The organism is Streptomyces griseiscabiei, assembly GCF_020010925.1.
Classification (GTDB): domain Bacteria; phylum Actinomycetota; class Actinomycetes; order Streptomycetales; family Streptomycetaceae; genus Streptomyces; species Streptomyces griseiscabiei.
Window position 1 is genome coordinate 922940 of record NZ_JAGJBZ010000001.1, and the last position, 21137, is coordinate 944076.

Consider the following 21137-nt stretch of genomic DNA (forward strand, 5'->3'; position numbering starts at 1 on the left):
GGAACGCTCCCGCTCAGGGATCACCGGCCGTGCCCGCCCGGGGATTCACGGATCGCGCCTCGCCCGGCTGTCACGGGTTCCGCTTGCGGAGGAGGATCATCACCGCGCCGCCGATCACGACCAGCCCGATGGCGATGCCCCCGATCAGCGGGGTGGCGCCGGAGCTGCCGGTCTCGGCGAGGTCGGTGTCGGACGCGGTGGCCGCGTTGCCGCCGACCGTCGCCGGGCTCGGCTCGCTCAGCGTCTGCACCGAGTCCCCGCCCGCACCGGCCGCGGTCTCCGTCCGGCAGTCGAGCACGCCCCGGAACCGCTTCGCGTAGCCGTTCGGCCCCTCGATGGTGAAGTCGTACGCCTGGTCCTCCTGAAGGGGGATCGTCACCGTGCGGGTCCCGCCCGCTTCGATGGTGTAGGTGATCCCCATCAGATCGAAGGTGAAGGGTTTGTCGCCCTGGTTGGCGGCCGTGATGTCCAGGCCGCCCTCGGCGCAGTTCTTCTCGGCGGACAGGGCGGGTATCGCCCCCTTCCCGGCCCAGTGCGCGGTCGCCGTCGCGGAGACCGTGGACTCGCTGGAGCCGGCGAGGATCTGCGTCTGGCTGCGGGTCTCGGAGGCGAAGGCCCGGCCGACCGGCACGGTCGTCGAGGCCTGCACGGTCAGCTCGGCCGTACCGTCCGCGGCGTCCTCGGGCACCTCGAAGTACAGCTCGCCGCCGTCGAGGGCCGAGGTCACGGCCTCGCCGTCCGCGTCGACGACCTTCACTCCGTCCGCCGTGCCGTCCGAGGGCGGGGTCACGGTCACACCGTCCGCGTTGGTGCGCACCGTGACCGGGCCGACCCGCTCACCCGGCCGGCCGGAGACCGCGGCCGGGTCGAGGGTCAGGGAGGCGGCGGGCTCCGTCAGGTTCCGCGCGCTCCTCTCCAGGTAGTCCGCGAGCTTCTCCGCCTCCGGGTCCAGGGCCGTCACATCGGCCCCGTCCGAGTACCGCCAGATCGCCACCTGGGTCCCGGTCGCCGCCTCCTGCTCCGTGAGGCCCTTGGTGCCGGCCTTGCCGGCGAGGGCCGCGAGGTCGTTCACCTGCGGGTAGGAGTTCTGCAGGATCCAACGGATCTTCCCGGCGTCCTTGTTGGCGCCCAGCGAGGTGCCGCTCCAGGGGGTCTCCTGGTACTTGGCGTCCTTCTGCGTCGGGTTCTGGACATCGACGCAGTAGGTCTGCAGGGTGCCCCCGCCGTCGACGAACATCTCGAACAGCCCTGCGGGGAGCTGCTGTTCCTGTCCGTCGTCGGTCCGGAGCACGGCCGTCCCGTAGGTCTTGAGGCCGTCCATGGTCGCGGTCGCCCCGCCCGCGTTCTGCGGCGTTCCGTCGGCGGCGGCCGGGCCCGCGGTGACGATCGCACCCGCGACGACGACGCCGGACACGAGTGACACGGCGGCGAGGCGGGCCGTCCCTCGCCTGCGCGCGGCCCGCCCGGACCACTCGGAGAACGACGCCGAGAACGAAGAAACCACAGAATTTCCCTTCGAGCAGGACCCGTTGACGTGGGGGGTTGTGGTCCCACCAGCAGAATCAGAAGCCCCGTGAGCTATGCCCGGCATCCTAGGGATGCGGCGCACCACACTTCCCAGTCGTATCGTCGGACAACCGATCCGAATCGGAATCGTTATCGCTCGCACAGCTCGTGAACAGCCCTTGTCGACAAGTCGATCAGGAGTGCACACGGAGTCTTCACGACGCGTCCCCCGACGGGACACGACCGCGCGCCACGGCCTGAGGTCACATCACCCCGGCCGGTTCCGGCCGGAGTTCGTCGGCGGCGAGACCGCCCCCTGGCGGCGGCGCCTCCCAGTTCGGCTCCGGCTGGGCCGGATGCCGGGAGTCGGCCTGAGCCGGGACCGGCACCTCTCCCCGGGTCGTCCTTCGGAACGCCGACGTGCCCCGCGACAGATCGTGGCCGATAGCGACCGCGTCGACATCCGCCGAGACGCGGCTCTGCCCGTCCCGCTGCTCGGTGCGCACCTTCAACCGCCCCTGCACCACCACCGGATCGCCCAGCGCCACGGACGACGCCACGTTCGCGGCGAGTGCGCGCCGCGCCCACACCGTGAAGAAGTTGGTGTGGCCGTCGGTCCACTCGTTCTTCTCCCGGTCCCAGTACCGCGAGGTCACCGCCAGCCGGAACCGGGCCGACGACCCCGCCGACGACTCCCGGCAGACCGGCTGGGTCGCCACGTTCCCCACCACACACACCATCGTCTCGTTCATCTCGCGGATGCCTCCTTCGCCCCGGCGCCGACGCCCACGCCGGCTCAGGCCGGACACGCGCACGGGCCCGTCCCGTACGGCTGTCATGTCCGTCGTGCGGCGGTGCTGCGATCGCCGCGTGTTCAGACTGCCGCCGTCGGGCCGAGCCCGCTGAGCCCTGTGGACCACCCGCCAGTTGTGGAGAACTCCGTCACCCGACGGGGTGAACCCCCACCGGCGCCGCTCCCAGCACCCTCCCGTACTGCTCCCGCACCTCGCGGTACCGCAGCAGCTCGGCGGCCACCGGATCGAGCACCCGCGCCCGTCCGCACCCCGCCGCCGCCTCCCGCAGCCGCCGTTCCGCCTCGTGGCCGTACCGCCGTGCCGGACCGCGTGCGGCCAGGCGGCACCCCCACTCGACGGCGGGACCGCCCACGATGCCGATCACCATCAACAGCACCGGGACCCCGAGGTTCGGCGCCATGAAGCCGATGATCTGCCCCAGCAGCCACAGCCCGCCGATGACTTGGAGCAGCGTCATGGAGGCCTGCGCGAGGACCGCCCCGGGCCACCAGCCCGGCCGCGGCGGCCGTCCCGTCGGCGTCCCGACCCGCATCGCCAGCTCGTCCAGCGCCTCGGGCAGCCCCTGCGCCCCTCGGACGGCCGCCTCACGCACCGCCTGTGCCCAGGGCGCGGGCAGCCCCGTCGCGGCGCGCTCCGACAACGTCCGTACGGCCTGTTCGACGCGCTGCCGGGCGGTCGCCTCCTCGTCCACGGGCGCCGCCAGCGCGAGCCGCCCGGTCGGGGGTTCGCTCCGGTCCTGGTACCACCGCCACAGCCGTAGCCAGGGCGTCCCGCACGCGCGGTTGGCGTTGCGCAGCCAGGCCCGCTCGGCGGCCTCGCCCGCCGCGGTGGCGCCGACGGCGTCCGCGAGCCGTGCGGCGAACTCGTCCCGGGCCGGCTCGCTCAGCCCCGCGCGCCGCTGATTCGCGTACACCGGCCACAGCCGTGCCGCCGCCGCGTCCAGGTCGGCGCGGACCCGGCGGGCGGGCGCGCCCCGCTCGGCCACGAACTGCTCCAGCGCGTCGCGCAGTTCGCCCACACCGTCCCCGGTGAGCGCGGACAGCGCGAGCACGGTGGCGCCCGGTTCGCCGTGTTCCCCGAGCGCGATCCCGTCCTCGTCGAGCAGGCGCCGCAGATCGTCGAGCACCTGGTGGGCGGCCTCGCCGGGCAGCCGGTCCACCTGGTTGAGGACGACGAACATCACCTCCGCGTGACCGGCCAGGGGCCGCAGATAGCGCTCGTGGAGGACGGCGTCGGCGTACTTCTCCGGATCGACGACCCAGATGACCGCGTCCACCAGCGCCAGGATCCGGTCGACCTGTTCCCGGTGCTGGACCGCCGCCGAGTCGTGGTCGGGCAGGTCCACCAGCACGAGTCCGCGCAACTGGGCCTCGGCCTCCGGGCTCTGCAACGGCCGCCGCCGAAGCCGCCCCGGGATGCCCAGGCGGTCGATGAGACTCGCCGCGCCGTCGCTCCAACTGCACGCGATGGGCGCGGCCGTGGTGGGCCGGCGTACACCCGTCTCCGAGATCGCCACCCCCGCGAGCGCGTTGAACAGCGTCGACTTGCCGCTGCCGGTGGCGCCCGCGATGGCGACGACGGTGTGCTGCCCCGAGAGCCTGCGGCGCGCCGCCGCCTCGTCCAGCACCCGCCCGGCCTCCGCCAGCGTCGTGCTGTCCAGCCGGGTACGGGACAGCCCCACCAGTTCCCGCAGCGCGTCCAGCCGCGACCTCAGACGCCCGTCGTACGCGAGCGGGGCGACCGGCTGAGCGGCCGAGGACCTGACCTCCCCGGCCGAATTCCGCTCACCGGCCCCCGACTCGCTGACCCGCCGGGCGATGAGCCCGTCGTCCCACGGATCACCGGACTCCGTACGCACGGACGCGTCACCGGACGAACCACTGCCGCCCCCGCTGACACTGCCGTTGACGTTTCCGTTTCCGTTGCCGTTGGCGGGACGGCCCTGCGAGCCGACGCCTTTGTCACCGATCATCTCGTCGACCTTCTCGCCGAACTCCTCGCGGAGCTTCTTGCCGGTGTCCGGTGCCTTCTCCTCGCCCCTCTCGGGGACGTCGTCTCCGGTCTGATCCGTATGGTCGTGGTCAGTGACGGCGGTCACGGCGGTCACCTCTCCTTCTGCAGTACGGACAGGGCGGCGATGAGTTCGGCCTGTGGTTCGGGGTGGACGTCCAGTGCGTCGAGGGGGGCGAGGCGGCGGTCCCGCTCGGTGTCGAGGGCCCGGTCGAGGTACTCGGTGAGCAGCCGTCCGCCCCGGTCGCGCAGCCGCAGCGCCCCGTGCGCCCCGATCCGCTCGGCGAGGCCCTCCCCCGCGGACCGGGCCCGGCGGCCGCCCAGCAGGGCCGTGGCGCCCAGGGCGGCCACCACCTCCGCGTCCGGCGCGACGCTCCGGTCGAGGTCCCGTACCTCTTCCTCGGCGTACTCCTCCAGGACGCGCCGCCAGCGCCGTACGGTCATCCCGATCCGGTGTTCGACGCTCTCCCGCGTGGCGTCACGTTCCGTCAGTCCTGCGGCCACGGCGGCCGGTTCCCGGCTCCAGGCCTCACCGATCCGCTCGTCGGCGGCCGTGACGGCGCACAGCACCACCGTGCCGAGGCTCTCCACGAGGGCGTCGAGCAGTTCACCGGCGGTGCAGTCGAGCGGATAGCTGCGCCACCGCTTGAGGGCGTCGCCCGCGAGCACGGCCCCCGCCTGCAGACGCCCCTTCACGCGCGCGTGCTCGCTGTCGTACGCCGTGTCGACGGCGGCGGTGAGCCGGAGGGCGGTGGAGTACTGCTGGGCCGCGGCGCTCGCCAGTTCGGGCATCCGGGAGCGCAGCGAGTCGAGGACGCCGTGCGCGGTGCGGGCGACGGTCTCGTGCCGGGCGCCCGGCTCGGTGGCCTGCTGGACGAGCCAGGTCCGCAGCGGTGCCACGGCCGTGCCCGGCAGCAGCCCGCCGCCCCAGGCGGACTCGGGCAGTTCGGGCACGGTGAACCGGGGTACGTCGCCGAGCCCGGCCTTGGTCAGCAGCGCCCCGTACTGCCGGGAGACCTCGGACACCACCTGGTGGGGCACCCGGTCGAGCACGGTGACCAGGGTCGCCCGGTGCTCCTTCGCGGACCGCAGCAGATGCCACGGCACGGCGTCGGCGTAGCGAGAAGCCGTGGTGACCATCACCCAGATGTCGGCGGCGCAGATGAGTTCGGCGGCGAGTACGCGGTTGTCGGCGTCCAGGGAGTCGATGTCGGGTGCGTCGAGGAGGGCGAGACCGGGCGGAAGGCTGTCGGCGGTCTCGACGCGCAGCACACGCTCGCCGCCCTTGCCGCCGTCGCTCTCCGGGGGAAACGCATCGTCACCCGTGTCCCGGCCGGGCTCCCGCTGGGGCGTCCACGCGCGCGTGAGGTTGGGCAGCACGCGCATGCCGCTGAACCAGTGGTGGTCCTCGGGATGGCAGATCAGTACGGGCGTACGGGTCGTCGGCCGCAGTACACCGGCCTCACTGACCTTCCGTCCCACCAGGGAGTTGACGAGAGTGGACTTTCCGGCCCCGGTCGACCCCCCGACGACGGCCAGCAACGGCGCTTCGGGTTGCCGCAACCGGGGCACCAAGTAGTCGTCGAGTTGCGCGAGCAGTTCGTCGCGATTGGCACGCGCGCGCGGGGCCCCTGCCAGGGGCAGCGGAAAGCGCGCGGCGGCGACACGGTCGCGCAGGGCGGAGAGCGCGTCGAGCAACTGAGGCCGTACGTCCAAGGTCACCACATGCGAAGAATGCCCAATTTTGTGGACATTCTGAAGCATATAAGTTATGTCTGCGCGCCGACAGGACACACGGGACGGAGGGGACGAGAGGGGCGCAGGCATAACGAGTGCACAACACCCGAGGCCCGAGGCGCCAAAAGAGGTGCACGATTCGTACCTGCCTGCGATTATCAGGACCGCTTCACCGAACCTCCACATTGAGCCACGGAGGCGAAGCAACAGGGACAAGGACTCGGGAGCCCTATCCTTGTCCCCGGCAACGTCACGGATCAGCCCACACCCGGGCACCACGACAGAGGCCACCACACCCGGCCCCCGTAGCTCAGTGGATAGAGCAGGCGCCTTCTAAGCGCTTGGCCGCAGGTTCGAGTCCTGCCGGGGGCGCCCACTCTCCACCCTCCCTCGGGAGGGCTTTTCTCTGCCCGGACGGCTCCGCACCCACGCCCGCGACAGCGGAAATCACTCCCAGTCACCATCAAATACGGAACGTGACGCCCTCACGTGTCGATCCCGTACCGGCGGCCAGCGATCATCTTCGCCTGTCATCGCATCAACGTGTCGATCACACTTGATAGTGAACCTATCAAAATGCAGCAACTGGCAGCAGGAAAAGCGAGTTGTCCCAGGTGTTCATCAGGAGATCACCAAAAAGGGGACCACCTTGGCCTCGCCGTACTTCGCGCGCCTCTTCATCGCCCTGGCCTCCGCGAGTGCACTCGTTCTCACCACTCCGACCGGGGCGCATGCCACCGCGATCGGCTCAACTCCCGTGCGCACTTTTGAATACAGCATGGGTGGAGTGACCATGAAGGTTCCGACCGGGTGCATGTTCACGCACATCATCCGAGGCGGCGGGAGGAAGATCACCTACCAGAACGCGGGCGTGGACTGCGCCTTCGTGGCCGCGCTGAGCAGCGGCTTCTGCAACTGGCGCATCGATTTCACCTATGCCGACGTCGACAACCGCACCTATCGCACCTCGCGCGGCACGACACACAGGGAATGCAAGATCGACCCTATGAGGAACAACTCTCCCCAGACCCTGCCTCGTTATGGGAAGGCGTGCGCCCATCTCCACGTCAATGGAGTCCGGCGCGTGAGCCAGTGCCACCACATCACGAAGTGAGTCACCGATGATCGAGCAGCAAAACGGTGGGAACTCCCAGCGGATTCCAGAAGCCCGGCGCCGCCAGGTCGAGATCGCCGCTTTCCTTGCGGGAGTGATCGTCACACTCGCCTTCTTCGCCTTCTTTCCGGGGCTTCCGCATGTCATCGACTGGGGGGCCGTCGTCCTGTCCCTGCTCATGGGCGGGCTGGCCCGGTGGGGATGCCGGGCATGGCTGACCAGAACAGGCAAGAAACAAGCCAGGAGCAGCTGATCATGAGGCGGGGTCACGGCCGGCGCCTGCACACCTGTGCGCAAGGCGCCCGCGCCACCCGACCCACACTCCCGTTCGGAACGGGTGATCCCCCGTTGGACGCCGTGACCCCCGGTGCGCGGGCGCGTTGAAGGGGCGTGCGGCCATGAAGAGGGGGTCGTGCTCAGTCGATCAAGAAGGAGAACGTGATGTCTCGCATCGCGAAGGCAGCTGTCGTCACGCTCGGCACGTCCGCTGTCGTGCTCGGCGGCGCCGGCCTGGCCTCGGCGGACGCGGGCGCCGAGGGCAAGGCCGTCGGTTCCCCGGGTGTCCTGTCGGGCAACGTCGTCCAGGTCCCCGTCAATGTCCCGGTCAACGTGTGCGGGAACACGATCAACGTCGTCGGCCTGCTCAACCCGGCCTTCGGCAACGTCTGCGTCAACAAGAGCGACGACAGCCACAAGGGCAACCCCGGCCCGTCCGGCTACGGCCACTGACGGGGTCGACACCCCGAGCCGCGCGCAGCAGCGACACGGCGCCACGAAAACCCCCGACGGTCCTCCGTCGGGGGTTTTTCGTCACCCGGTCGCGGATGCGCCGCCGCCGCTCACGCGTACCGGTACACGCTCCCGATCTCCTCCAGCGCCCCCGGCGTCACGTTCCAGGGCGGCATCCGCTCGTCGCGCGCGACGACCCGCCCCCGCTGCGCGTCGCCCCGCCCCGGCGGCTTGGCCGGCAGATAGCGTGCGCCCCGGTGGCGTCGCTGCCAGAGCGTCCACTGCAGGTCGATGAAGGCGTGGTGCAGCCAGAAGACGGGGTCGTTGACGGACGCGCCGCCGACCATGTGCCCGCCGACCCACCGGTGCACGCGATTGTGGTTGAGCCACGAGCCGTTGCCGGTCCCCTGCCCCCACCCTTCGAGCCGGTTGCGGAAACCCCCGCGTGTGACCGAGTTCCAGGGCGCCTTGTCGTAGACCGGCTCGGCGAGCGCCGCCTCCAGGTCGCGGGCGGTGGGGAGTTCGACGGGGTTGCGCGGGTAACCGAAGTCCCGGGTGAGGTACTCGGTGTCCGTGATCCCCTCGGTGATGGTCCACCGTCCGGTCCCGTATGCGAAGGGGCCGGTCATGACCCGGTGGTCGGAGCGCCGCCCGTTGCCACCGAGCAGGTCCACCGTCCAGGGCGGCGCCGTCGTCGTGCGGTCCCGCGTCCAGTCCCAGTACGGGACGGTCACCGAGTCGTCGAGCCGGCGCAGCGCCTTCTCCAGCTCCAGCACGAACCGGCGGTGCCAGGGCAGGAACGAGGGCGCCATGTGGGCCGTACGCAGACCGCCGTCGCCGTCGGAGACGTAGTGGTCGATGTGCATACGCACGAACTCGTCGTACTCGCCGCGCTGTTTGAGCCCCAGCAGCGCGGCGACGAACCGCTTGCGCTCCGCGCGCGTGAGCGTGCTGACGTCCTTACGGATGTAGGCCATGGCCGATCGCCCCCTCCGCCAGGTCCAGCACGCGCAGGCGCTGGGTGGTGCCCAGCTCGTCGACGGCGGCGCGGGTCGCCTCCAGGGCCGTCGGATACGAGCGGTAGTGGTCGATCATGCTCAGATACGTGCCGTCCGCGCGCCGCATGAGATGCAGCGGGCGTCCGTCGACGGTGACGTCCCACTCCCCCGGGCCCGGCGTCCGGGCGCCCAGATAGGCGGCCTGGCCCGAGTCGGTCTTGGCGCCGCGGATACGGCGGCCCCGGTACGTCTCGTCGAAGTCGCCCTCCCCGGACCGCGCCGACCGGCGGGGCCACGCGGCGGCGACGACCGGGGCCACGGCCAGGGCGACGGCCGAGACGCCCAGGGCGCGCAGCACGCCCCGGCGTGTTCTGCTCCGGCCGGGGTCGGGGTCCACCGTCACTCTGCTGACGAACAACACTTTCTCCTCGTCGTGTTCAGTAGCGGTGACCCCCGGACGGCCGGACCCGGGCGCGCACGGCCCGGGCCTCGTCCTCGTGTCGCCGCGGGCTCAGACGAGCCCGAGGTTCGCGGTCGGCGCCGTCCGCAGCAGCGGGGTGAGGACGGCCGCCTGGGGGTCCTGGAGGCTGGGCAGGCCCAGCGCGTCGGGGTCGGCCGCGGAGAGCGGGGCATCCACGTCCAGCCCGGGGGTCAGGGTGCGCAGGTCGGCGGCGGGGGCGTCGACGCCGACCCGCTCGAAGCCCTCCCCGACGACCCGGGGCAGCGGGGCCTCGGCCTTCAGCCCCGGCAGCGCGGCGCCGAGCGGCACCTGTGGCAGGGCGCTCGCGGGCAGCAGCCGCCCCTCGGCGTACGTCGGCCCCTGGGGGGCGCCCGGCATGAGCAGCGGCAACTGCCCCGCCAGCTTGGGCGCCTTCACGTTCAGGGAGTGCTCCACCCCTTCGAGGGGCAGGGGGACGGGGACCGTCTCGGCCGCGGCGGCGGGGGCGGCGGAGGCGCCCACCGCGGCCACCACACCGGTGACGACGGCGGCAAGGGTTCCTCGTGTGGTCGGCTTCATCTCGGTACGGTCCCTTTCAAGGAATGTGCGGATCCGGGCTCGGCGTCCGTACCGGGTGAACGATCCGGGGATCTCCCCCAGTTCAAGATTCGCCCGACTGCCGCAATAGTCCGAGAGGCGTATTGGTCAGCTTGTCCAGAAGTCCCACCAGCGGGTCAGGATGAGCATGCCGATCACGCCCAGATGCACCACCGGGAACACCCAGGTGAATTCGGCGAGGAAGCTCTTCAGCCCGGCCGGCGCGGGCAGGAAATCGTTGCGGACGCCGAACGAGGTCAGGTACCAGAAGAGGACGATCGTGGCGATCCAGGCCAGACAGCACCACAGGCAGAGCGAGTTGATCCGGTAGAGCGACTCGAACTGCAGCCAGGTCACGAAGCCGACCCCGAACAGCGCGCCCGCCTCGAAGGTCAGCCAGTACCAGCGCGGGAAGACCGCCCCGGCCAGCAGGCTGACGCCGACGCAGATCACGATGCCGTAGGCGACGAGGCCGAGCATCGGGTTGGGGAACCCGAAGGCGGAGGCCTGGTCGCTCTTCATGATGTTGCCGCAGGAGACGACCGGGTTGAGGCTGCACCCGGGGGTGAAGTTCGGGTCCTCCAGCAGCTTGAACTTGTCGAGCGTGATGACCCAGGAGGCGAGCAGCCCGGCCGCACCGGTGATCAGCAGGAGCACCGCGAAGGCACGACTGCCGCCGACCGCGCCCCCCGTCCGCGCCGCCGAACCCGCTCCGCCCACCGCCCGCCCCACCGGACCCACCCCACCCGTCGACCGCCCTGCCGGGGCGGCCATCAGCCGCGCAGGCTGCGGGCCGGCAGAAGGACGTGCGCCGCGCTGGTCAGCGTCTCGGTGTCGCCCGCGAACGCGGCGAGGGCCTCGGGCTCGACGGGCGTCCCGGGCCGGGCCTCGGGCCAGGGGCGGGTCGCGAAGAGCAGGTAGGCGAAGCCGCGTTCGCCGACGGCGGCGAGCCACTCCGGCGGAGCCGGGCACTGGGCGTTGAGCTGCGGCATGGTGACGACGGCCTGGCCGGCCTCGACGAGGAGGGTGACCGGCAGGCTGGGGTGGGCGGCGCCGTCGACGATCTTCTCGCCGATGGACAGACCGAGGCTCGTCAGCAGATCCGTCACGGCGGCCGTGGAGCCCTCCGGGCCGCTCCGGCCGTCGCCCAGGGTGTAGGCGAGCAGATAGGGCATGTCCCCGTCGGGGGCTTCGCCGCTCCACGCCATGACGACGAGCGTGCCGAGATCGGCGGGGCGGAAAGGGCGGGTTTCAGCGGAAGTTGAAGTCACCGCGGAACCCTATCCACGCCCGCCAAACGAGCCGACCGTCTTTTCACCCGACCGGGCGACACCCGGCGACTGACCACACGAACGAGGGACACGCGTCGAACAACGGGGAGTTCACGCCCACGGGGCCGGTTCCGCGTCTTCGCGGAGCCGGCCCCGTGGGGCTGGGAAAGGGACCGTCAGCCCTGGAGGGGCAGACCGCCGAGAAGCTGGCTGGGGCCGCCCGGGGAGTTGAGGGCCTTGGTCGCGCCGCTCACCGTGTGGAGCACGGAGTCCTTGTTCTCCGTGTCGAGCGCGTTCGACTGCTGCTGCAGCGGCGCGGGCTCGATGGGCCCCTTGAAGAGCGTGTTCACCGCGCCGTTGAGGCTGGTGGGCGTGACGTCCGCGGCGTCGTAGGCAAAGGCCGGCGCGGCGGCACCGGCGATGGCGATGGACCCTGCGACGACAGCGGCGGCCTTCAGCGACTTCATCGTGTTCCTCTCCTCGGATACTGGAAGCACTGCGCCGTGTCCAACGAGCCCTCGCGCCGACGGAAACCCCGTACCGGACATGTCATATCTGACGCCGAACGACAGGTCATACGAACAGCCGCCTGACCGACCCGGCGACGGTCGGCCCGACGGCTCCCTTCGGTCCTACGAGGCGGGCGGCACGGCCTGCGGCTGGACGGGCAGCGCGGCCGACGGGGCGACCGGCGGGGCGACCGGCAGGTCCGTCGGCGACTGCACGGCCAGCAGGTCGGCCGGGAGGGGCAGTCCGGTGCCCAGGAGTGTGGCCGCGACCAGTTTGACCAGGCTGTTCACCACACCGGTGACGGCGGGCAGCACCTGCGCGGGGTCGCCGGAGGTGACCGCCTTCAGCAGCGCGTCGACGGCGCTCTGCAGGGTGGTCAGCGCGTCGGTCACGAGGTCCGCCGAAACCCTGCCGGCCAACAGCACGGGACCGCGGTCGTACGCCGGCAGCGTGACGGCCGACTGCGCGTCGGCCGGGGCGACCGGGGCCGACGGAGCGACCGGCACCGAAGGAGCCGCCGGGACCGAGGGCGCCGCCGGGAGCATCGGCGTGGTGGCGGCGGGCGGAGTGCCGGGCACGAGGGGCGCGGCCGGTACGGCGGGCGCCTCCGGTACGGCCGGTACGGCGGGCGCGGCCGGGTCCACCGGCGGGGCGACCACCGGTGGGACGACCGGCGCCGCCGGGGCCTCCGGAGCGGCCGGGGCCGCCGCCCTCGCCTCGGCGATGGCGGTCCGCACGGCCTCGCCGAGTTCCGCGGCCCTGTCGGCGGAGAGCTGGCCGTTGTCCGCCTTGAGCGCGGCGTCGAGCAGATCGGTCACCGGCTCGAGCACGCCCCCGAGGTCGCCGAGACCCTTGAGCTGCGCCACGAGCGCGTCCGCGCCGGGGACGGGCGCCGCCGACCGGGCGCGGTCGCGCGCCGTCTCGACGTCCGCGGCCAGGGCGGCCGGGGCGGTGACGCCGAGCAGGAGTGCGGCGCAGACTGCGGGGACCGCGAGACGCCGTGCGGGCAGAGCACGCATGGAGGTTCCTTCCATCGGTTCGAGGGATCGTTCCTTCACCGTGAAATCGGTGATCGCCGCCTGCAACCGAGGGACCCCATTCGGGGCAACACGAACCGGCCGCCCTCCCCGTGGGGAGGACGGCCGGTTCATGTGGAACGTGCGAACGTCAGTGCGGGGACGTCAATCCTCGAACGTCAGTCGCTGAACGTCAGTCGTCGAACGTCAGTCGTTGAAGCACTTGTTGCCGAACGAGGGGTTCAGCAGACCGATGACGTTGATGGTGTTCCCGCACACGTTGACCGGCACGTGGACCGGAACCTGCACGACGTTGCCCGACAGCACGCCCGGGGAGTGAGCGGCGAAGCCCTTCGCCTCGCTGTCGGCGGTGGCGACGCCGGCGGTGCCCGCCACGGCCGCGGCAGCAACGGAGGTCAGGGCCAGGCCCTTCGCGATACGCGACATGGAGAGGTGCTCCTTGGAGTTGATGCAAAAAACACTCGGGCGGGGATGCCCGGCGCGGGGAACAACGCGCGGCGGGCACCGGGGGTTGTGCCTCCAAAGGAGTGATCTCCAAAAACACCTGCTTCACCATTCCGACACAGTTGGCGCGTTCCGCAGATAAGTACGCATAGCGGGCTAGAGTTGCGCACCTCCCCAGGCCGCCGCGTCTTTTATCAGATCCGCAGGATTCCGGCCTTTCGGCGGCCCGCGGACATTCCCCCGACAAGCACCCGAACGAGCTCCCGAAAGGGCACCGCCGGTCATGCGCATTCATCCGGGTCCTCTGCTGCGTCGCGTCATGGTGGGCTGCTGCGCCCTCGCCGCCCTCTGGGGGCCCGGCGCCGCCGCGACGGCCGCGCCCCCCGCCCCCTCGCCCGAGGCCGAGCGCCTGGCCTTCACCGAGCGCTACCGGGCGCTGCGGCACGGCGGCATCGTCCGCGCGGCCAACTCCTCCATCACCTGCCGTACGACGGTGGCGTCGTGCGCCGACGCGCGCGCGGGGCGTGTCGGCGTGAACCCGGCGCGCACCGCCGTCAACGACGACTTCGACATGTTCTACATCGACGTCGACCGGGACCCGAACACCTACAACTCCAGCCGGGGCGAGGTCCGGCTGCCGCCGGGCGCGCGGGTGTCGTACGCACGGCTGTACTGGGGCGGAAACCTCAAGGTGGGGGAGCAGAAGCCGCCGAAGGACAACGGGCGGGTGCTGGTCGCGGAGCCCGGCGGGGAGTACAAGGAGGTGCTCGCGGACTCGGTGGTGGGCCACCGGGTGGCGCGCGGCGCGGACGCCTTCCAGGCCTCGGCGGACGTCACGGAGCTGGTGCGGTCGAGCGGTTCGGGGCTCTACACGGTGGCGCAGGTCAATGTGGCCATGGGCCGTTCGGCGGCCGGGGCGTGGGGCGGCTGGACGCTGGCGGTGGCGTACGAGAACCCGGCGGAGCCGCTGCGGCACCTGGTGATCGGGGACGGGTTCGACGCGCTCGCGGCGGACGGGGAACAGCTGGTCCGGCTGCGGGACACGGCCTTCCCCGCGGGCGCCCGGGGCACCGTGGGCCTGGTCGCCTACAACGGCGACCGCGGGCGCACCGGTGATTCGCTCACCGTTTCGACGGGTGACGGTGAGGCAGGCGCCCTGGAGGACGCGGCCAACCCCCACGACGACGTCCTCAACTCGACGATCAGCCAGCCAGGGGCGGTTGTCGCGGGGCGCACGCCCGCGTACGCGAACACCCTCGGCTACGACTCGGACGTCCTCGAACTGGACGATGAAATCCGCCATGGGGGTGACCAGTTGGCCTTCCGGCTCGTTTCGCAGCGGGACGCGGCTTGGGTCGGGGCGCTCTTCGTCGCCGTCGACGCCAAGCCGTGACGCGCGCCGCCCGGCGCCGCCCTTGAGCGAGGAACCCGCATGCATCTGTCACCATCCGACCCTCCGTCGCGGGTCCTGCACCTCACGCAGCCGGTCGACGGCGGCGTGGCCCGCGTCGTGACGGACCTGGTGCGGGCCCAGCTCGCCGAGGGCCTGCGCGTCGCGGTGGCCTGCCCCGACGGTCCGCTCGCCCCTGAGCTGCGCGCGCTCGGCGCGGATGTGCGCCCCTGGGCGGCCACCCGGTCACCCGGGCCCACGCTCCTGTCCGAGGTGCGCCGGCTGCGGCGGATCCTCGACGACGTACGGCCCGATCTGGTGCACGCGCACAGCGCGAAGGCCGGGCTGGCGGGCCGGCTCGCCGTACGGGGGCGCGTGCCGACCGTGTTCCAGCCGCACGCCTGGTCGTTCGAGGCGGTGGAGGGCGCGATGGCGGCGCTGGCGCTCGGCTGGGAGCGAATGGGGGCGCGTTGGGCCTCCCGGGTGGTGTGTGTCAGCGAGGCGGAGCGGGTCACCGGGGAGCGGGCCGGGGTGCGCGCGCGGTGGACGGTGATCCCGAACGGCGTCGACACCGGGCGTTTCCACCCCGCCGCCGTGGACGCCGTCCGTGCCGGGATCCCCCTGCTCGAAGGGGTCGATCCGGCCGCGCCGCTGGTGGTGTGCGTGGGGCGGCTGTGCCGGCAGAAGGGGCAGGACGTGCTCCTCACGGCCTGGGACGCGGTGCTGCGGCGGGTGCCCGGGGCGCGTCTGGTGCTGGTCGGGGACGGGCCGGAGGGCGAGCGGCTGCGGGCCGCGGCGCCCGAGGGGGTGCTGTTCGCCGGGGGTGTCGCGGACGCGGTGCCCTGGTACCAGGCCGCCGATCTGGTGGTCCTGCCGTCGCGGTGGGAGGGCATGGCGCTGGCGCCGCTGGAGGCCATGGCGTGCGGGCGGCCGGTCGTGCTCACCGAGGTGGACGGGGCCCGCGAGAGCCTGCCGCCGGGACAGGAGCCCGTGCCCGTCGAGGACCCGGCCGCGCTCGCCGCGTCCGTCGCCCGGCTGCTGCTCGATCCGCTGCTGCGCGAGTCGCTCGGCCACGAGTGCCGCCGCCACGTACTGACCACGCACGACGTACGGCACACCAACGAGGCCGTGGCGGGCGTGTACCGCGAACTGCTCGGCGGTGCGGGCGGCCGGCGCGGGAAAGCCACCGAGGCCACCGAGTACAGGGAGTCGATCCACACGTGACCGCGGAACGTACGGAGAGCACCGTCTCCTCCACCGGTGGCCAGCAACGCGGGTTCGGCGGCTCGTCCGTGTCGGTGGTCCCGGCGCGTGACACCGTCGGCGGCCCGGCCCTCCCGGCCGGGCGGCGGCCCGTCGCCCGGCCTCCCTCGGGGCTGCCGCTGCTCGCCGCGGACGGCGGCGCGGCCCTGCTCGCGGTGCTGGTGCTCACGGGCAGCGCGACGCCCGGGCGCCCCCTGATGGCCGCCCTGCTGGCCCTGACCGTGGCCTGGCTGAACGCCCGCGCGCGCCTCTACCGGCCGCCCGCCGTACCCGCCGCGCTCGACGAACTGCCCGCCGTCTGCGGACGGATCGTGCTCGGCTGGTGCGTGCTCGCCGCCGGCGTGGCCGCGCACTCCCCCGACCACGCGCTCACCGCCCATGAACTGGCCCTCGGCTGCGCCCTGCAGTCGGCGGCGGCCTGTGCCGGGCGGGGCTCGGTGCACTGGACCCGCCGCCGAGCGCTCGTCCGGCGCCCCGGCGCGGCCCTGGTGGTGGGACCGGCGGCGACCGCGCAGCGCGTGGCCGCCGCGTTCCTGCGCCACCCGGGGTGCGGCATCCGTCCCGTCGGCGTGGTCGCCGACCAGGCGGCCGGAACCGAGGGCCTGCCCGTGCTGACCACTCCGGAGGAGGTGCGGCGGGCGGCCGTCCAGAACGGCGTCCAGGCCGTCCTCGTCGTCGGCTCCCGCACCGAACGCGCCCCGCTGCTGCGGACGTTGGAGAACGACGGCTGCGTGCTGTGGGAGGTGGACCCCGAGTCGCCCTCGTACGACCGGGACGGCTCGACCGAGCTGCTCGCCGGGTTCGCCTGCCGTCGGCTGGTCCTGACGCGGATTCATGAGGCTTTCGGCAAGCGCCTGTTGGACGTGACGGTGTCCGGGGCGCTGCTGCTCCTGGTGAGTCCGCTGCTGCTGCTGTGCGCGGTCGTCCTGCGGCTGAGCGACGGGCCGGGCGTGGTGTTCCGGCAGGAGCGGATCGGGCGGGACGGGCTGCCGTTCACCCTGCTGAAGTTCCGCACCCACCGCCCGGCCGACGCACACGAGGCGGCTACCCGGTGGAGCGTGGCGAACGAGCAGGAGATGCGCTGGTTCTGCCGCTTCCTGCGGCGCAGCTCGCTGGACGAGCTGCTCCAGCTGTGGAACGTGCTGCGCGGCGACATGAGCCTGGTCGGCCCGCGCCCCGAACGGCCCTATTTCGTGGCCAAGTTCGGGCAGACGTACCCGGGTTACGCGGCCCGGCACCGGATGCGGACCGGCATCACCGGGCTGGCCCAGGTCACCGGGTTGCGCGGCGACACCTCCATCGAGGACCGGGCCCGCTTCGACAACGCGTACATCGACAACTGGTCGCTGTGGCAGGACTTCTGCATCCTGGTGCGCACGGCCGCCGCGCTCGTCCGTCCGACGGGGAGCTGACCTTGACGTCTCCGCGCGCTGCGGCGCCCCTTCTGCCCGTCCTGCCCGTGGTCGCCGTGGTCGCCGCGCTCGCGCTGCCGATCGCCCAGGGCGCCGAGGGCGGCGCGACCCCGGCCGACGCCGTCTCCGGACTGCTGGTGCTGTGGTGCGCCGTACGGCTGCTGCGGGACCGGCGGCGCCCCCTGACCCTTACGGCCGCGGTGGTCCTCGGGCTGCCGGTGTGCGGGCTCGCGCTGGCGGCGGCCGGGGCGGGTGACCCCGGGGAGGGGATCGCCGGGCTCGGCCGGTATCTGCAGATCTTCGTGCTGGTGCCGATGGCGGTGCTGCTCTGTGTCCGGAGCCGGGCGGACTTCCGGGTGGTGGCCTGGTCGTTCGTGGGACTCGCGCTGTGGCAGGGCGCGGTCGGGGTGCATCAGTACGCCACCGGGACCGGGGCCAGTTACGCGGGTGAGGACATCCGGGCCGTGGGGACCTTCGGGGCCGGGGACGTCATGGGAATGGCGACCGTGGTGTCGTTCGGGCTGGTGTGCGCGGTGGGTCTCGCGCTGGCGCCGGCGACGGCGAGGCAGCGGGTCTGGGCGGTGGTCTGCTCGGTGCTGCTGGTGCTGCCGCTCGCGGTGTCGTTCAGCCGGGGCGCGTGGATCGCCACGGCCGTGGCGTGCTCGCTCCAGGTGGTGCTGGCCGGGCTGCGGCGGGCGGTGGTGGTCTTCGCGGCCGTCGCCGCCGTGGGCGTGGTCCTGGTCGGCGGGCTCGGCATCGGGTCCTCGATGATCCAGGACCGGATCAGCAGCATCACCCAGGTCGCCGACGCGCCGGACCAGTCGGTCACCGACCGGTACACGATGTGGGCCGCCGCCGTCGGCATGTGGAGTGAACAGCCCCTGGACGGCGTCGGGTTGAAGGGTTTCCCCGAGCACCGCGACGGCCATGCCTCGCTGGCCCTCTCCGCCGGCAGCGACATCGCGGGCGCCGGCACGGCCTACCAGAAGCAGCCGCTGCTCTCGCCGCACAACATGTATCTGCTGGTCCTGAGCGAGCAGGGGCTGATCGGGCTGCTGACGCTCGGCGGGAGCTGGCTGGCGCTGGCCGTGTGCGGGGTGCGGGGGCTGGCGCGGGTCCAGCGCGAAGGCGCGGCCGTGACCGGGACCGGGGCGCGGGCCGAGGCCGGGACGCGGGCCGGTGGGCTCGACTGCGGGCTCGTCGCCTGCGGGCTGATCTCCTGGGTGCTGGTGGACTTCATGTACGCGGACATCGGCGGTCCGACGACCGTGCTGACGGCCGTGTGCTTCGGGCTGGTGGCGTGGTGGGCGCTGGCGGACCGGACCGCGACGGGTGCCGCTCCGGCCGGGGCCCCCGCGGCCCGCGTACCGGAGGGGGCCGGGGCGCGATGACGACGACGCCGCCCGAGACACCTTCCCAGCCGCCCCGGGCGGCTTCGCAGCCGCCGCCCGCGGACCCGGGAGACGCCCCCGGGGCCGACCCGGTGGTGCCCGGCGCGCGGGCCGCCGAGCTCTCGGAGGTCGCGCCCCCCACGGGACGGTTCCTCGCGAAGGCCACGCTCGTCACGGCGGCGCTCACGGCGGCGGCGGCGCTGCTGGGGCTCGGCCGGGACCAGTCGCTGTCGTATCTGTTCGGGGCCGGCAGCGAGACGGACGCCTTCCTGGTGGCCTGGACGGTGCCGGAGTTCGCGGCGACGCTGCTGATCGAGGACGGCATGGCGTTCGTGCTGGTGCCCGCGTTCAGCGTGGCCGTGGCCCGCCGCGCTCGGGGCGGCGCGGGCGACCCGGTCCGTTCCCTGGTCGCCTCGACGCTGCCCAGGCTGACGCTGGCCTTCGTGGTGGTGGCCATGCTGCTGATCGTCGGCGCGCCCTACCTCGTCGAGGCGCTCGCCCCCGGGCTGCCCGACCCGCAGCTGGCCGTCGACTGCACCCGGCTGACCGGCACCTGTGTCCTCAGCTTCGGCCTCGCCGGCTACTGCAGCGCGGCCCTGCGTGCCCATCGCCGGTTCGTGGCCCCCGCGGCGATCTACGTGGCGTACAACGTCGGGATCATCACGGCGATGTTCACCCTGGGCGGGCGCTGGGGGGTGCGGGCGGCGGCCGTGGGCGTCGCGGTGGGCGGCGTGCTGATGGTCCTCACCCAACTCCCGGCGCTGCTGCGGCAGTTGCGCCGCAAGGAGCGGGCGCCCCAGGAACCGGGGGCCCTGGAGGAGGCCGAGGGCGCCCGTCCCGTCGAACTCACCCTCATCGCCACCGTCCTGCTCTTCGCGCTCTGCCGTCAGTCCCAGGTCCTCATCGAGCGCTTCCTCGGCTCGACGCTGCCCGCCGGGGCCATCTCGCATCTCAACTACGCGCAGAAGGTGGCCCAGATCCCGATGACGTTCTCGCTGATGCTGTGCACCGTCACCCTCCCGGTGGTGGCGCAGGCGATGGCGGAGGGCGACACCGAGCGGGCCCGCAGCCGGGTGGAGAAGGACCTCGCGCTGGTGTCGTGCATCGTGCTGTTCGGCGCGGCGGCGATCTTCGCGTGCGGCCCGCAGATCATCGAACTGCTCTTCCAGCGCGGCGCGTTCACCGCGCGGGACACCGCCGCCACCGCCGCCGTGATGCGTGTGTACGCCCTCGGTCTGCTCGGCCACGCCCTGGTCAGCGCGCTCGTCCGGTCGTACTTCTCGGCCGGGCGGCCCACCTGGTACCCGCTGGCCGCGATGGCCGCCGGGATCGTCGCGACCTCCTGGATCGGCGCGGCGACCGTCGGCTCCTGGGGCGTCCTCGGCATCGCCGCCGCCAACGCGATCGGCATCACCCTGACCGCGCTGCTCCTGCTGTACGGCATGGGCGGCCGGGCGGTGCCGATCCGGGTCCGGCAGGTGGTGACCGAGATGAGCAGGCCGGTCCGGGCGGCGGTGGCCGCGGGCGCGGTGGGGATGTACTGCGCCGACCGGATCGACTCGCCCGTCCTCGGTCTGCTCGCCGGTGGCGCGGCCGTCACCTTCGTCTTCGTCCTGCTGGCCTCGGCCATGGGCGCCTCCGGCGTCACCCCCGCACTCCGTTCCGTCACACGAAGGCTGCCGAATGTCCGTATCCGCTGACCGCCCGTCCGTCCCCGCCGGTTCCAGACCGACGGGGTCCCCCGCGGCGAGGAGCACAGCGGCCCCCCTGTGGGTCGCCATGTACCACTCGGTGGGCGACTGCTCCGACGACCCGTACCGCATCACGGTCTCGCCCGACCGGCTCGACGCCCAGCTCGGCTGGCTGCGGCGGCGGGGTCTGCGCGGGGTGGGCATGGCCGAGCTGCTGGCCGCCCGCGCCCGGGGCGAGGGCCGGGACCTGGTGGGGCTGACCTTCGACGACGGGTACGTCGACTTCGTCGACCACGCGCTGCCCCTCCTGCGGGCGCACGGCTGCGGGGCCACGCTCTTCGTGCTGCCGGGGCGGCTCGGCGGCGAGAACGCCTGGGACCCGCTGGGCCCGCGCAAGCCGCTCCTCGACGAGGAGGGCATCCGCAGGGCCGCCGGGACGGAGGGCATCGAGGTCGGCTCGCACGGGCTGACCCATGTCGACCTCACGAAGGCGGACGACGAGACCCTGCGCGCCGAGACCGCCGACAGCCGGGCCGCGCTGTCGAAGCTGATCGACGCGCCGGTCCAGGGCTTCTGCTACCCGTACGGCACCCTCGACCAGCGGGCCGCCGACGCCGTCCGGGACGCCGGGTACGCCTACGCCTGCGCCATCGACCCGGGCCCGCTGAACGGCCCGTACGCGCTGCCCCGGGTGCACATCGGCGAGGAGGACACGGCCCTGCGGCTGCTGCTGAAGCGGAAGCTGCACCGGCTGCGCCGGCGGCCCGTCGAGGGGGTCTGAGG

At 72.8% G+C, this 21137-nt stretch carries 21 protein-coding genes and 1 tRNA gene; 10 read left to right on the forward strand and 12 right to left on the reverse strand.

Annotated features, from left to right (window positions below):
• Positions 1 to 70: 70 nt before the first annotated feature.
• The 4 genes from J8M51_RS03960 to J8M51_RS03975 all read right to left on the reverse strand — a co-directional run bounded on the left by J8M51_RS03960 (position 71) and on the right by J8M51_RS03975 (position 6095).
• Positions 71 to 1504 carry a TQXA domain-containing protein gene (locus J8M51_RS03960; RefSeq protein ID WP_216587852.1) on the reverse strand — a complete coding sequence of 478 codons (1434 nt, stop codon included), beginning with the start codon at positions 1502 to 1504 and terminating at the stop codon, positions 71 to 73.
• A 265-nt stretch (positions 1505 to 1769) separates the two neighbouring features.
• Positions 1770 to 2258: a single-stranded DNA-binding protein gene (locus J8M51_RS03965; RefSeq protein WP_086753196.1), complete on the reverse strand. Its 489-nt coding sequence runs from the start codon at positions 2256 to 2258 to the stop codon at positions 1770 to 1772.
• A 190-nt stretch (positions 2259 to 2448) separates the two neighbouring features.
• Positions 2449 to 4419 carry a YfjP family GTPase gene (locus J8M51_RS03970; protein WP_086753214.1) on the reverse strand — a complete coding sequence of 657 codons (1971 nt, stop codon included), beginning with the start codon at positions 4417 to 4419 and terminating at the stop codon, positions 2449 to 2451.
• 5 nt (positions 4420 to 4424) lie between these two features.
• A complete protein-coding gene (locus J8M51_RS03975) occupies positions 4425 to 6095 on the reverse strand; it encodes a dynamin family protein (RefSeq protein WP_086753198.1) in 1671 nt (556 codons plus the stop codon).
• Positions 6096 to 6367: 272 nt separating this feature from the next.
• On the opposite strand from J8M51_RS03975, the gene J8M51_RS03980 reads away from it, so the two are divergent.
• The 4 genes from J8M51_RS03980 (at position 6368) to J8M51_RS03995 (ending at position 7911) form a co-directional block, all read left to right on the forward strand.
• Positions 6368 to 6440 (forward strand) — tRNA-Arg (locus tag J8M51_RS03980).
• A 277-nt stretch (positions 6441 to 6717) separates the two neighbouring features.
• The gene (locus J8M51_RS03985; RefSeq protein ID WP_179202918.1) at positions 6718 to 7182 is read left to right on the forward strand and encodes a hypothetical protein; all 465 of its coding nucleotides are present in this window, start codon (positions 6718 to 6720) and stop codon (positions 7180 to 7182) included.
• A 7-nt stretch (positions 7183 to 7189) separates the two neighbouring features.
• Positions 7190 to 7435, forward strand: coding sequence for a hypothetical protein (locus J8M51_RS03990; protein ID WP_086753200.1), 246 nt, complete (start codon positions 7190 to 7192; stop codon positions 7433 to 7435).
• A gap of 188 nt (positions 7436 to 7623) precedes the next feature.
• Entirely contained in the window at positions 7624 to 7911 is a 288-nt protein-coding gene (locus tag J8M51_RS03995; RefSeq protein ID WP_086753202.1) for a chaplin, read from the forward strand.
• A gap of 110 nt (positions 7912 to 8021) precedes the next feature.
• Here the strand turns inward: J8M51_RS03995 and J8M51_RS04000 are convergent, their stop codons facing one another.
• From J8M51_RS04000 to chpG, 8 genes are all read right to left on the reverse strand, one after another.
• Positions 8022 to 8888, reverse strand: a complete 867-nt coding sequence (locus J8M51_RS04000) for a tyrosinase family protein (RefSeq protein WP_216587856.1) — start codon at positions 8886 to 8888, stop codon at positions 8022 to 8024.
• On the reverse strand, positions 8872 to 9330 hold the full coding sequence (locus tag J8M51_RS04005) for a tyrosinase family oxidase copper chaperone (protein ID WP_398855499.1): 459 nt from the start codon (positions 9328 to 9330) through the stop codon (positions 8872 to 8874). Before J8M51_RS04005 ends, J8M51_RS04000 begins: the two co-directional genes overlap by 17 nt.
• Before the next feature lie 90 nt (positions 9331 to 9420).
• Positions 9421 to 9927, reverse strand: a complete 507-nt coding sequence (locus tag J8M51_RS04010) for a hypothetical protein (protein WP_086763356.1) — start codon at positions 9925 to 9927, stop codon at positions 9421 to 9423.
• A gap of 126 nt (positions 9928 to 10053) precedes the next feature.
• A complete protein-coding gene (locus J8M51_RS04015) occupies positions 10054 to 10719 on the reverse strand; it encodes a vitamin K epoxide reductase family protein (protein ID WP_267298963.1) in 666 nt (221 codons plus the stop codon).
• Positions 10719 to 11216 (reverse strand): DUF5949 family protein, encoded by a 498-nt coding sequence (locus J8M51_RS04020; protein WP_216587857.1) that lies wholly within the window; start codon positions 11214 to 11216, stop codon positions 10719 to 10721. Before J8M51_RS04020 ends, J8M51_RS04015 begins: the two co-directional genes overlap by 1 nt.
• Positions 11217 to 11392: 176 nt before the next feature.
• Positions 11393 to 11683 carry a hypothetical protein gene (locus J8M51_RS04025; RefSeq protein WP_086754992.1) on the reverse strand — a complete coding sequence of 97 codons (291 nt, stop codon included), beginning with the start codon at positions 11681 to 11683 and terminating at the stop codon, positions 11393 to 11395.
• Between the two features lie 165 nt (positions 11684 to 11848).
• Complete coding sequence (locus J8M51_RS04030; RefSeq protein ID WP_086754997.1) at positions 11849 to 12745, reverse strand: hypothetical protein; 897 nt, start codon at positions 12743 to 12745, stop codon at positions 11849 to 11851.
• A 204-nt stretch (positions 12746 to 12949) separates the two neighbouring features.
• Positions 12950 to 13189, reverse strand: a complete 240-nt coding sequence (gene chpG / locus J8M51_RS04035; RefSeq protein WP_046708543.1) for a chaplin ChpG — start codon at positions 13187 to 13189, stop codon at positions 12950 to 12952.
• A gap of 301 nt (positions 13190 to 13490) precedes the next feature.
• Here chpG and J8M51_RS04040 point away from each other — a divergent pair, with 301 nt between their 5' ends.
• The 6 genes from J8M51_RS04040 to J8M51_RS04065 all read left to right on the forward strand — a co-directional run bounded on the left by J8M51_RS04040 (position 13491) and on the right by J8M51_RS04065 (position 21135).
• Positions 13491 to 14600, forward strand: a complete 1110-nt coding sequence (locus tag J8M51_RS04040; RefSeq protein ID WP_179203022.1) for a DUF3344 domain-containing protein — start codon at positions 13491 to 13493, stop codon at positions 14598 to 14600.
• Between the two features lie 39 nt (positions 14601 to 14639).
• Positions 14640 to 15821 carry a glycosyltransferase gene (locus tag J8M51_RS04045; protein WP_086754991.1) on the forward strand — a complete coding sequence of 394 codons (1182 nt, stop codon included), beginning with the start codon at positions 14640 to 14642 and terminating at the stop codon, positions 15819 to 15821.
• Positions 15818 to 17272, forward strand: coding sequence for an exopolysaccharide biosynthesis polyprenyl glycosylphosphotransferase (locus J8M51_RS04050; protein ID WP_086754990.1), 1455 nt, complete (start codon positions 15818 to 15820; stop codon positions 17270 to 17272). The genes J8M51_RS04045 and J8M51_RS04050 overlap by 4 nt, the downstream gene beginning before the upstream one ends.
• Positions 17269 to 18663, forward strand: a complete 1395-nt coding sequence (locus J8M51_RS04055; RefSeq protein ID WP_086754995.1) for an O-antigen ligase family protein — start codon at positions 17269 to 17271, stop codon at positions 18661 to 18663. Before J8M51_RS04050 ends, J8M51_RS04055 begins: the two co-directional genes overlap by 4 nt.
• Positions 18660 to 20363, forward strand: a complete 1704-nt coding sequence (locus J8M51_RS04060) for a lipid II flippase MurJ (protein WP_236067472.1) — start codon at positions 18660 to 18662, stop codon at positions 20361 to 20363. The genes J8M51_RS04055 and J8M51_RS04060 overlap by 4 nt, the downstream gene beginning before the upstream one ends.
• Positions 20364 to 20442: 79 nt before the next feature.
• Positions 20443 to 21135 carry a polysaccharide deacetylase family protein gene (locus J8M51_RS04065; protein WP_086754989.1) on the forward strand — a complete coding sequence of 231 codons (693 nt, stop codon included), beginning with the start codon at positions 20443 to 20445 and terminating at the stop codon, positions 21133 to 21135.
• Positions 21136 to 21137 lie beyond the last annotated feature (2 nt).

Excerpts from the sequence above, each read along its gene's own strand:
- J8M51_RS03965 (WP_086753196.1), bottom strand. The coding sequence starts at position 2,258 with ATGAACGAGACGATGGTGTGTGTGGTGGGGAACGTGGCGACCCAGCCG.
- J8M51_RS03975 (WP_086753198.1), bottom strand. The coding sequence starts at position 6,095 with ATGCTTCAGAATGTCCACAAAATTGGGCATTCTTCGCATGTGGTGACC.
- J8M51_RS03990 (WP_086753200.1), top strand. The coding sequence starts at position 7,190 with ATGATCGAGCAGCAAAACGGTGGGAACTCCCAGCGGATTCCAGAAGCC.
- J8M51_RS03995 (WP_086753202.1), top strand. The coding sequence starts at position 7,624 with ATGTCTCGCATCGCGAAGGCAGCTGTCGTCACGCTCGGCACGTCCGCT.
- J8M51_RS04000 (WP_216587856.1), bottom strand. The coding sequence starts at position 8,888 with ATGGCCTACATCCGTAAGGACGTCAGCACGCTCACGCGCGCGGAGCGC.
- J8M51_RS04010 (WP_086763356.1), bottom strand. The coding sequence starts at position 9,927 with ATGAAGCCGACCACACGAGGAACCCTTGCCGCCGTCGTCACCGGTGTG.
- J8M51_RS04015 (WP_267298963.1), bottom strand. The coding sequence starts at position 10,719 with ATGGCCGCCCCGGCAGGGCGGTCGACGGGTGGGGTGGGTCCGGTGGGG.
- J8M51_RS04025 (WP_086754992.1), bottom strand. The coding sequence starts at position 11,683 with ATGAAGTCGCTGAAGGCCGCCGCTGTCGTCGCAGGGTCCATCGCCATC.
- J8M51_RS04030 (WP_086754997.1), bottom strand. The coding sequence starts at position 12,745 with ATGCGTGCTCTGCCCGCACGGCGTCTCGCGGTCCCCGCAGTCTGCGCC.
- chpG (WP_046708543.1), bottom strand. The coding sequence starts at position 13,189 with ATGTCGCGTATCGCGAAGGGCCTGGCCCTGACCTCCGTTGCTGCCGCG.
- J8M51_RS04040 (WP_179203022.1), top strand. The coding sequence starts at position 13,491 with ATGCGCATTCATCCGGGTCCTCTGCTGCGTCGCGTCATGGTGGGCTGC.
- J8M51_RS04045 (WP_086754991.1), top strand. The coding sequence starts at position 14,640 with ATGCATCTGTCACCATCCGACCCTCCGTCGCGGGTCCTGCACCTCACG.
- J8M51_RS04060 (WP_236067472.1), top strand. The coding sequence starts at position 18,660 with ATGACGACGACGCCGCCCGAGACACCTTCCCAGCCGCCCCGGGCGGCT.
- J8M51_RS04065 (WP_086754989.1), top strand. The coding sequence starts at position 20,443 with ATGTACCACTCGGTGGGCGACTGCTCCGACGACCCGTACCGCATCACG.